The 11,131-nt window shown below is 42.6% G+C and carries 9 protein-coding genes and 1 pseudogene; 6 read left to right on the top strand and 4 right to left on the bottom strand.

Annotated elements, in window-relative coordinates:
* Positions 1-320, bottom strand: a pseudogene (locus tag A7325_RS07025) (transposase); the annotation flags it as partial.
* Between the two features lie 239 nt (positions 321-559).
* Between A7325_RS07025 and A7325_RS07020 the strand changes: the two are divergent.
* The 3 genes from A7325_RS07020 (at position 560) to A7325_RS07010 (ending at position 3,249) form a co-directional block, all read left to right on the top strand.
* On the top strand, positions 560-1,168 hold the full coding sequence (locus A7325_RS07020) for an acyl-CoA thioesterase (protein ID WP_068406218.1): 609 nt from the start codon (positions 560-562) through the stop codon (positions 1,166-1,168).
* A 184-nt stretch (positions 1,169-1,352) separates the two neighbouring features.
* Positions 1,353-2,507: a cation diffusion facilitator family transporter gene (locus tag A7325_RS07015; protein ID WP_227514956.1), complete on the top strand. Its 1,155-nt coding sequence runs from the start codon at positions 1,353-1,355 to the stop codon at positions 2,505-2,507.
* A gap of 52 nt (positions 2,508-2,559) precedes the next feature.
* Positions 2,560-3,249: a DUF2059 domain-containing protein gene (locus A7325_RS07010; RefSeq protein ID WP_068406215.1), complete on the top strand. Its 690-nt coding sequence runs from the start codon at positions 2,560-2,562 to the stop codon at positions 3,247-3,249.
* Positions 3,250-3,499: 250 nt separating this feature from the next.
* Here A7325_RS07010 and dps read toward each other — a convergent pair whose 3' ends face one another.
* A complete protein-coding gene (gene dps, locus A7325_RS07005) occupies positions 3,500-3,985 on the bottom strand; it encodes a DNA starvation/stationary phase protection protein Dps (RefSeq protein WP_068406213.1) in 486 nt (161 codons plus the stop codon).
* A 422-nt stretch (positions 3,986-4,407) separates the two neighbouring features.
* Between dps and uvrB the strand changes: the two genes are divergently transcribed.
* The 3 genes from uvrB to A7325_RS06990 all read left to right on the top strand — a co-directional run bounded on the left by uvrB (position 4,408) and on the right by A7325_RS06990 (position 8,430).
* Complete coding sequence (gene uvrB / locus A7325_RS07000) at positions 4,408-6,519, top strand: excinuclease ABC subunit UvrB (protein ID WP_068406210.1); 2,112 nt, start codon at positions 4,408-4,410, stop codon at positions 6,517-6,519.
* Between the two features lie 225 nt (positions 6,520-6,744).
* Complete coding sequence (locus A7325_RS06995) at positions 6,745-7,815, top strand: pyridoxal phosphate-dependent aminotransferase (protein WP_227514955.1); 1,071 nt, start codon at positions 6,745-6,747, stop codon at positions 7,813-7,815.
* Positions 7,816-8,052: 237 nt separating this feature from the next.
* Positions 8,053-8,430, top strand: coding sequence for a hypothetical protein (locus tag A7325_RS06990; protein ID WP_068406207.1), 378 nt, complete (start codon positions 8,053-8,055; stop codon positions 8,428-8,430).
* A gap of 145 nt (positions 8,431-8,575) precedes the next feature.
* Here the strand turns inward: A7325_RS06990 and A7325_RS06985 are convergent, their stop codons facing one another.
* The gene (locus A7325_RS06985; RefSeq protein ID WP_068406204.1) at positions 8,576-10,150 is read right to left on the bottom strand and encodes an alkaline phosphatase D family protein; all 1,575 of its coding nucleotides are present in this window, start codon (positions 10,148-10,150) and stop codon (positions 8,576-8,578) included.
* A 160-nt stretch (positions 10,151-10,310) separates the two neighbouring features.
* Positions 10,311-10,697, bottom strand: coding sequence for a hypothetical protein (locus A7325_RS06980; RefSeq protein ID WP_068406201.1), 387 nt, complete (start codon positions 10,695-10,697; stop codon positions 10,311-10,313).
* Between the last annotated feature and the right edge of the window lie 434 nt (positions 10,698-11,131).

Here is an 11,131-nt window from a genome sequence, read left to right as displayed (position 1 = left end):
ACCAAGCCGAGCTCCACTTGCATGCTGGTGACAGCGAACATAGCTTCCGTCGATGAATACCCATTCCGTATCAACTTCTTTTCGTAGGCTAAAAAAAATTTCTCCCACAAACCCGTTTTCGACCAGCGGTTGAAACGACTATAAGCTGTTTTCCACGAACACAATTCTTCAGGTATGTCACGCCAAGGCGCACCTGTGCGTAGTTTCCACAGTATGGCTTCCATGACCTCTCGACTGTTTTGAGTGTGATAGCAGCCATGCTGTGTCATCGTTGATTGCAATTGATCCCAAAGCGTATCTGTTAGTGCTGTTCTTGCCATAACTTGTATTTCTCGCATCGTCTCAATAGATGCGGTATTGTAACTATTATTTATCGCTTATCCAATTGAAGACATGCCCTAGTCAAAATATAATCATAAAACAATGAGAAAAATTATAGGCATCTAAATAAAAAATATCCCTATACTCCCTCTAACAGTCTTTATTTGCGATTTAACAACGCCTGCTGTATAACGGATATTTAAAATAGACAGGTTTTACGATAACAGCAAGGAATATTATGTCGCAATACAATACCAGCTCTACTGCCAAAAGCGCCCCTTTAAATCATGAGTTATACATGTCGGTGCTGATGACGCCAGATATGGCCAATTTCATCGGCAACGTCCACGGTGGAGATTTGCTCAAAATGCTTGACCAAGTCGCTTATGCTTGCGCCAGTCGCTATAGTGGTAGCTATGTGGTGACACTATCGGTCGATCAAGTGATGTTCCGCGAGCCTATCTATGTGGGCGAGTTGGTTACTTTTGCCGCTAGTATCAATTATGTCGGTAGAACATCTATGGAAGTGGGGATTCGGGTTGAAGCGGAGGACGTTCGCGCCCGTACGATTCGCCATACCAATAGCTGCTATTTTACTATGGTGGCGATTGATGATAACGGTAAACCGACGCCTGTGCCTGCCCTTGAGATTAAAAATGCCATGCAGCAGTGCCGTTTTGACGCAGGCTTGGCGCGTAAAGAGCTACGCATGCAAAGCTCGCATCGCCCGAGCTGCGACATCAATCAAATGATTGGCGAAAGTCTGGGCGCTGATAAGATGACGGATAAAAGCGGCAACGACAATGATAGGATTGGCGGGCTTGCTCAGCATAGCAATGCCAAATAAGGCGCATTTTACCTAGCAAAATCATCAATACTTAAACAAAGTCTCACGAAAACCTTACTGACCAGTAGCGGCTAATTGGTTAAATTTAATGATAAATAAGGCAGTTAAAAATAGTTAGCGCTCATGGCTTAACTTTTTTGATGGCTGTTTAACTTCATTATATTAACAATTTATTGAGCCTCATATGAGTTCAAAAAACACTGAATCATCAAACATTCCTTCCAAAGATCAGCTAGCACCGCAAGCCGTTCGTACCCGCGGTGCTGGCAGCGCGCGTTCTATTGCCAATTTGACCAAAGATACTAGCAATTCTAAAGACGGTATCAATCCTAACCTCAATTTCACTAACGTCACGAGCCCCGAAAACATTCAGGAGGACAAGAAGCAGGAAGACGAGAAATCCTCGTCGCTGGTTACTGTGCTAATTGCCGTAGGAGCGAATGTTATTATTGCCATTGCCAAAACCGTTGCGGCATTTATGACTGGCTCTGCTTCTATGATTGCTGAATCAGCGCATTCGTGGGCAGATGCAGGTAATGGCACTCTACTCATCGTGGCGGAGAAAAAAGCGGTCAAACCTGCCGATAACAGTCATCCGTTAGGCTATGGTAAAGAGTCATACGTATGGTCGATGATTGCCGCTTTTGGCGTTTTTATGGCAGGCTCGATTGTTTCTATCTATACCGGTATCACCGAGTGGAATGCGCCTGAAACAGAAACCAATTACACCATTGGCTTTATTATTTTGGCAGTGGCCTTTGTGCTTGAAGGTTTTTCTCTAGTGCAGGCGTATTTACAAAGTAAAAAGCATGGTCAGGCTATCAATGTCAGTGCATTAGGTTATGTAGTGAATACTTCAAACCCAACGTTGCGCGGGGTGTTTTTTGAGGATTTGGCAGCGGTCATAGGCTTGGTGGTCGCAGCAGCAGCGATGGGCATGCATGCCTATACAGGTGAGCCATTTTGGGATGCCCTTGGTTCTATTATCGTTGGCATATTATTGGGTATGGTTGCTATCTTTTTAATCAATCGCAATCGTGATTTTTTGGTTGGCTATAAAGTCTCAGAAAAAACCCATTGCTATATCTTAACAGAACTATTAAATCATCCTGATATCGACAGCGTCTCTTACTTGCACTTAGAGTGGGTCGGCCCCAAAAAAATATTTATGGTGGCAGCGGTCGATATCGCTGGTAATCAACAAGAACAGCAAATCGCGCAAAAATTTGAAGATATTGAAAATCAATTCCGCGCCAATCCATTATTTCAAGAAGCGATTTTGACATTATCCGTTCCCAATGCTGAGGTTTTACGTTTACCGGATGAGCAGTGTGCTTAATAAGATTTGCCGCATAATAAATAATCGTCACCTATAATAATAAGAGTCTTATATGAAAAATTACCTAAAATCTTCCAAAAAAAATACCAGTCGGCGTCCTACTAGCATCAATCCATTACTTACTTTGGTGGTGACAACGCTTCTATCAGCACCTATCGTCAATGCCAATGCAGAATTGATTGTCCATAGTGAGCCAAATAGGGTTAGTAAGGGCACCAATAATATTGCCAAGCAGCAAATGAACAATCAAGCACCAACTGATGTGTCTATCATTAAACTGATGCAAGTGATGCATATCGACGAGCAGATTCAGTCTATCGTCAATGGCCAACAAGCGGCCATCGATGCCATTAATACGCAAACCAAAAACCAGAATCAAAGCAGTAATCAGCGCGCCAGTGACCAACCGTTAAATAAGCGCCAACGCGAGCTACAAGAGCAAATTCAAAGCGTGTTAGGTCAATATGCCAAGATTATGACTGAGGGTATTGGCAATGCAGCCGACGCACAAACCTTGACGCAAGCTTATATTAGTGCCGCTAAGACTTACTACACACAAGCTGAAGTTGACGCCCAGATTAAATTCTACGATACGGCAGTAGGGCAAAGTATCCTTGCCAAGCAGCCACAAATTACCGCGGCTTTTTTACAGCAATCCTTGCCTGAAGATACCAGCGAGACTGAAGCGCAACTAAGCGAGCTATTGCCGCAAATGAAGCAGATTATTAAAGGCGTTTTTTAATGTCATTATTTTTTAGTCTAATTCTAACCCGTTTTAATACCCGTCTTTAAAATCAATTTTTCTTGCTTGCTGTGCCTGCGCAGACAGAGTCTACAAAAAATTGATATCAGCCATACCGTCGCGTTTTTAGGATATTTTGACCTTAACAGCAATTCATAAAAATAAGTTTTAAGGTATAAAAAAGGTCACTATAAAAGTGACCTTTTTTTATACTTATCTGAATATCATTCATAGATTTATTCAGTCGCTGTTACTTTTTCTTTGGGGCATTAGCACCGATGAACCAAGCGTCTTTATCAACAATACGGCTTACTTCAGTCAACAAATCCGCCGTATCTTCATCGCCTGCATCACCCGCGGTATCAATACCTTCACGCAGTGAGGCAGCAATAGTTTTATAACGATTGGTAAGCTCGCGTACGTGCTCATCAACTTCTGTGATATCAGTTGGATACGTCTCTAAGATAGAGTCTTCGACCACACGCTTAGAGATACCGTTGGCTTTACCGCCAAGAATAACGATACGTTCGGCAACTGTATCAAATGCTTCAGTCAAACGCTCATAAGTCTCATCTAACAATTGATGTACGCCAATAAAGCCAGTACCTTGCAAGTTCCAATGGCACTGCTTGCTGTCCATACTTAGGTCAATCAGATTGGCTAAGTTAGCGTTTAACAGTTCAACCATTTTTTCAGCGGTTTTATCATCAATACCACTTGCGTAACGTTCTCTCATAGTTTGCTCCATTATTTTAAGTTTTTATTAGTTGTTCGATTAATTTTTAAGCGTGTTGTTGCTTGTACTTATCGCTTCTTAATACTGCTTGTTCATTAATTCAGTACCCATAGTAGCAGTTTATGAGCGCGATTGAACCCCTAGGTTTTAGGCTTTATTAAGTGGTCGTGTAATGACTTTGTTAATCGTGAAAAGCTTTGTAAATTTAGCTGCCATTCTGTGCCTTTCCTATAAATAATAGACGTTAAATGAATAGTAGTCGTTTTAAAATTACCGTTAATAGCGCAAATTTTAGCCGTTAATTATGTGGGTAAATAGGAAATGAAACCCATGATTATCCTTTAAAAACTGGGATTTAGACCCCATATTGTTATAAGTCTAAACTCTTATAACCTTTTATAAATGTCAGGAAGAAAGCCATTATGCGAATGCCTGAACCGCGCTCGTCGCGTCAGTTAAACCAATTGGCCACTCAGCTGCAAGGCGAAGCTGAAATCAGTGGTGTCAACGCGTCTGGTACGCAAATATCAAGCCGCGCCTTTGAGATGGTCACCGACTTTGAGCCGGCAGGCGACCAACCACAAGCGATTGCCAAGCTTGTTAATGGTATCAATGCTGGGATGGATGAGCAATTATTACTCGGTGTGACCGGTTCTGGTAAGACTTATACCATGGCAAAAGTCATCGCTGAATGCCAGCGTCCAACCATTATTATGGCGCACAATAAAACCCTTGCCGCCCAGCTCTATGGCGAATTTAAAGCGTTCTTTCCAAATAATGCGGTTGAGTATTTTGTCAGTTATTACGACTATTATCAGCCGGAAGCCTATGTTGCTGCGAGTGATACCTTTATCGAAAAAGACAGTGCTATCAACGACCATATTGACCAAATGCGCCTATCAGCGACGCGGGCGCTACTTGAGCGCCGTGATGCGATTATTGTGGCTTCGGTCTCCTGTATTTATGGTTTGGGTGATCCAGAAAGTTATCTAAAAATGCTTTTGCATGTGGTGGTTGGCGATAAAATCGATCGGACCGCGACCATTAAGCGTTTGGTTGAAATGCAATATAACCGTAATGAGTTAGATTTTGGCCGTGGTACCTATCGCTTGCGCGGTGAGCTGTTAGATATTTATCCTGCGGAATCTGAGCAGCTAGCGGTGCGCGTACATCTGTTTGATGATGAAGTGGAGAAAATTACTTGGTTTGACCCGTTAACTGGCAAAACCGTCCGAAGTGTGCCGCGTATTACCATTTATCCGAAATCGCATTATGTGACCCCGCGCAATAAACTGGAAGCAGCAAGTCATACCATTCGCGCCGAGCTTGAGCCGCGTCTCGAGTATTTTCGCGACAATAATAAATTGGTTGAAGCGCAGCGTCTAAAAGAGCGTACCCAGTATGATCTTGAGATGATTCAGCAGCTCGGCTACTGTAATGGTATCGAAAACTACTCGCAGCATCTGTCTGGTCGTCCGTCAGGGGAAGCGCCGCCGACTTTGTTTGATTATATTCCAGAAGATGCGCTGTTATTTATCGATGAATCGCACGTGACGGTTTCGCAAATTGGGGCGATGTATAAAGGCGATAGGTCGCGTAAAGAAAACCTCGTCAATTATGGCTTTCGTCTGCCAAGTGCAATGAACAATCGCCCGATGAAGTTTGAAGAATGGGAGCGTATTAAGCCTAAAACCATCTATGTTAGCGCAACGCCAGCACAGTATGAGCTTGAACACAGCGAGCGGGTGGTCGAGCAAGTCGTGCGTCCAACCGGTTTGATTGACCCTGAGATTGAGATTCGTCCAGTATTGACGCAGGTTGATGATGTGCTATCTGAGATTACCAAACGCCGCGAGCTTGACGAGCGCGTGCTTATCACCACGTTAACCAAGCGTATGGCGGAAGATTTGACCAGTTATCTTAAAGAATACGATGTCAAAGTCGCTTATCTGCATTCAGATATCGATACCGTTGAGCGCATGCAGATTATTCATGAGCTGCGGACAGGCGTGCATGATGTGCTGGTCGGTATTAACCTGTTGCGTGAAGGTTTGGATATGCCAGAGGTGTCATTGGTAGCGATATTTGATGCTGATAAAGAGGGCTTTTTGCGTTCTGAGCGCTCGCTGATCCAGACCATTGGCCGTGCTGCCCGTCACTTAAACGGTAAAGCGATTTTGTACGCTGACCGCATTACGCCGAGTATGGAAAAAGCGATAGAGGAGACTGACCGTCGCCGCGAAAAACAAGTTGCCTTTAACCTTGAGCACAATATTACGCCAAAAGGTGCGCGCCGTAGTATTACCGATAAAATTGACACGGGTGAAAACCTTGATGCCAATGACAATCAAGTAATCCCTGTAAAAAGCAATCTGCCTGATGTCGATATTAGCATTTTGCGCAGTCCTGATTTACTGGCCAAAGAAATCAAACGCCTTGAGAAACAAATGCAGCAAATGTCACGAGATTTGAAATTTGAAGAAGCGGCAAAAACGCGTGATAAAGTATTGGAATTAAAAGCGCATTTGATTTAATGGTTTAATTCCGACTGAATGTAGACGTAGAAAGGTGAGTTGCATAGGCTGCAGCTCACCTTTTTTTATGGGATGTTTAAAGTTAAACGTACTTCTATCTAGGTATATTAATAACTAATAATTTGCTATTAGATAACTTGTAATTATGAGAAATGCCACTTAAGATGATATGACGCAGCTGCATGCGCTTTATCATTCATGGACGACGTAGGCGGATTACCTATCATGCATAATAATATCGATAATAACAGTCATAAATTACTCAAGCTAGACTTTAATGAAAACTCTTTGGGCATGTCAGACTCTGCCAAAGAAGCCATCGCTAATGCTTTGGCTGGCGCTGCTCGCTATCCTGATAAACATCGCGCTACGCTGCTGAGCAAAGTAGCGGATCTCAATGGTGTACCTGAAAATCAGGTTTTATTGGGCAATGGCTCAATCGAGAGTATCAGAGCAGTGGTGCAAATGCTGCATGACAAAGCATTAAAAACAGATACAAGGTTTCAGCTAATCATTCCAGACCCAACTTTTGGCTGTGCCGAGCTGTATGCACGCTCCTTAGGTATTTCAGTAGTCAAAGTGCCATTAACGCGCGATGACTATGATTTAGACTTTGATAATCTACAAAAAGCGGCTGCTCAATTTGACGGTATCAATCTTTTTTATTTGTGCAACCCTAATAATCCAACGGCTATCATTACCGAAACGGATACACTCAAAGCGTGGATGAAAAATGCACCAAAAAACCACTATTTCTTATTGGATGAAGCCTACTTTGGCTATATTACCGATCCAAGTTTTGTGAGCGGTGTTGAATGGATAAAAGAGGGGTTATCAGATAACTTGATTGTCGTGCGCACTTTCTCAAAATTATTTGGGCTAGCAGGCTTGCGCGTCGGTTATGCGATTGCCAATCCGCCGATGATTGCAGAAATCGGGTCTTTGATGTCTACGGATAATATCAACATGTTAGGTGCGGTTGCAGCAATAGCAACGCTAGAAGACGAGGCGTTTTTGGCGCATAGCTTACAAACCACCAATCAAGCAAGAAAAATGATGCAGACGGCGCTCGCTGAGCTGGAACTGCGTTATTTGCCCTCGCAAACCAACTTTATTTTTTATGAAGTCAAGGGTGACGTGCAAACCTATATTGATCGTATGCTCGAACATGGTATTGCCGTTGGTCGCGAGTTCCCTTCGATACCAGGTTTTAACCGCATCACACTTGGCACACCCGAAGAGATGACAGTCGTTATTAAGACGTTACAGTTATTTCGTGAAAAAGGCTGGGTATAATTACGCACAATCGTATGATTGGATTTACCAAAAAAGAAGGGGCGCTTAGACGGCGTCTTTTTTTACCAACATCAAACGCAGTTTTACATATTCTGTCTTAAAAAGTATCCATACACCTTATAGGATAAGTTAATAAAGTACGATTTATCATAAGTAAATATGCGAGACGCATACCATAAAGACCATAAGAATAGACGTGCTAAAGGTTTTTAAAATTTTAAGACAAAGGGTGTATGTATGTTTGATATTAAATCTTTTTTTAAGAGAGAAGTAGAAAAAAAGCTCATGGATGTGGATGATTATATTTTTATGCCTGAGCGTATCGAGATGGCGCTTGAAGGCGGAGAGTTAAATTGTGTGTTAAATAGCGATGGCCGCGTCGATATTTTTTATAGTAAGCAGGGCGTGACAGAAGTCAGTTCGGCATCGCGTAAGCATCCTTTTACAGCGTTTAAGACCGAGTTATATCATGGCGTTTATGATGATGTCATCCATGCCTTGGTCAAAGAAGTGAATAAGATAATTGCTGGCTCGTCCAAGTATTTTCATCGCAGTAAAATATTGCCATCAACCGCGTCTTTACCTGTTCGTCCAACGCCTAGCAATGAGTTATAATTGACTAATCATAAGTACGTCAGTATTTCATAAATCCCATTAGCTGAATGAGCAATAAAAAAGGGTAAATCATATAATTTACCCTTTTTTGTTGGCTACTATTTTTTACCTTAAGTGTGCAAAGTGCTGTGCGGAGCGTATTGTGTTAAGCACCGCTTAAAGCGGCAGACTTTTTCACTGCAATGGATTTGTCAGCAGCAGAGAGGGCAGCGACGTTAGTAAGCAGGCGCGATTGACTGCCATCAATCAAGTGGTTGGTTTGGGTTTCAGTAAGCAAACTTTTTGCAAATCTAACGCTATCATCTCGTTTTTTTAAGGTGTCCGTGTAATACCATTCGCATTGAAACGCCTGCTCAGTGATATCGAGGAGCATATAACCACGTTCGGTCTGATTGTTAAATTTCTGATGCGGGTTTAGCTCAACCCCAGCAGTTTCGGGGAAGGGTAAAGACGTCAATGCCGGACAGACGAACTCTACGGCTAAAGAGCCTTTGCCGGTTAGAGGGTTATAGCTACTCGCTTCAAAAGGGTTTTTTGCGATATCAAAAGCAAAGGAAGCATGATAATCCCCAGTTAAAACAACCGTGTTGGAGATATTATTTTCTTCGATAAAGTTGAGCAAACGTGTGCGTGCACTGGCATACCCATTCCAAATATCGCCAGAATTGGTGGCAAAAGTGCCTTTAAATGGCGCTAAAATAACTTGTTGCCCGAGCACTTGCCATGTTGCTTGACGGCGTTTGCCTTCAAGAATCTTTAAATAAAGCCAGTTTTCTTGTTCAAGACCTAATAGTTGGCGTTCAGGCTCGTTACTGGCTTTGGCATCAAGCTTTTCGCGACCAAATATGCGCGTATCTAGCATATTTAAATCGAATAATTTACCAAACTCAAAACGTCGATAGATGCGTAATTGGCTGTCTAGCTCGTTGCTACTGTCATCGCGAATAGGCATCCACTCATGATAAGCGCGTACGGCGGACATTTTGCGTTCTATATAGCTGCCTTTACTCTCGGTATGAAAACCTGCGCCACCTTTCCATGAATTGTCTGCGATTTCGTGATCGTCCCAAACAGCGATAAACGGATGCTGACGATGACATTCTTGCAAATCGACATCGGTACGATAGCAAGCGTAGCGACGACGATAATCGTCTAAACTGATAATCTCGTTTTTTGGGTCTAACGGTCGCTCTTCTTTTAAATCGTTATCGCGATAAAAGCCTTCTGGATACTCATAGATATAATCACCTAAATGTATGACAGCAGAGAGGTCGGCTTGCTTGGCGATATTGGCATAGCCATTAAAGTAGCCAAAGCCATAGTTTGAGCAGGAAACCACTGCTAAGCGCACACGATCAACTGCGCTTGCTGGCAAGTCTGCTTGTGGTATGGTGCGTGCGCGACCTTGAGTAACGATGTTTTTAAGCACTGGGTCTGTTGCTACCCTATAAGCAACAGGAATACTGGCGGCTTGGATACTACCGTCATTGGTAATTCGTGTCCACAGTATGACGCGATCTTGGAGCGGGTCACCGCTGGCAATACCATGCACAAAAGGTGCTGCGCCTTGATAGCCTAAATCATCCAAGCCATCTAAACCATCGATGTTATTTGGTGGCCTAACGTCGTCATCATCTGATGAACAAGCGCTGAGCTGAGTCAACACAGTACCGGCTATCGTTACCTGACCACCAAGTTTTATAAATGCACGTCTTTTCATCAGTCATCCTTGACATGGGTTAAAGATAAATTCCATTTGTCATTCACAATAGTAAATAATCTATATGAATAAGTTGGGTTGTGCAACGAATAACCCAACTTATTTCGTGAAATAAACCCTTTAGTCAAGTCGCCGATTCATCTATCTATTTGTCAGCTACTTATTTAACAATGCTACCGTAGCAACTCTGCAGCGTTTTCGCCACCACTCTAGTGACCAGTTGGGTGCGATAATTGGCATCAATTGCCGCATTGCCAAGTTCAACAAGAGTCACTTGCTGCGGCGCTTGCTCGCTGACGCAGCCGCAAACTCGACCTTTTATCTCTTCTTCTTGAGCGTCCGTCATCGCCACACTAGCAATGCGCCAAGCATTTTGTTTTTCAATCTGGCTGCGACATTGGTTATCAACAGCCGCTTTAAAAATATTCATCCCAATCTCGTTTGCCGAACCAATCGCCGTGCCAGCATTGGTATTTATATCAGAAGTGGCACAGCCAGCTAGGACAAATGTAGCAAGCACGATGCTCGAAGCAAATAGTTTTTTCATAAGTTTTCCTTTAAGGTTTGTCGATTCTATTGATGTTATTAGCGATTATATGTAATAAAAACCAATTATAGTAGTGAACAATTATAGATACCTGCGTATTAGTAAAAAAGATAATTATTGGCAGTCAGTCTTCTCTTAACTATTATTTGCTCAAGCAATAATCACACGTCGGCTGCGCATGGTAAGAATCAAAGTTATTTTAACAATTAAGGGAAATGTTAGTAGAAGTTTACAAGGTCTATAAAGTCTGTTTAAATGGTCATAAGAATATGGAACTTAGTGCTGCACAGCGAAACAATAGCTGGTCTAATAATTTTAGTTTAGCAAATTTGAAGAGGTAAACTACGATTCATGAGTGCTAATGTTTGCTATCGCATAAAACAAGATAGCAATGTATGACACCTCATGCTTTAATTACATGGATCCTTTTGATC

This window comes from Psychrobacter sp. SHUES1 (assembly GCF_001652315.1).
GTDB lineage: Bacteria > Pseudomonadota > Gammaproteobacteria > Pseudomonadales > Moraxellaceae > Psychrobacter > Psychrobacter faecalis.
This window is presented reverse-complemented; position numbering and strand designations above follow the sequence as displayed.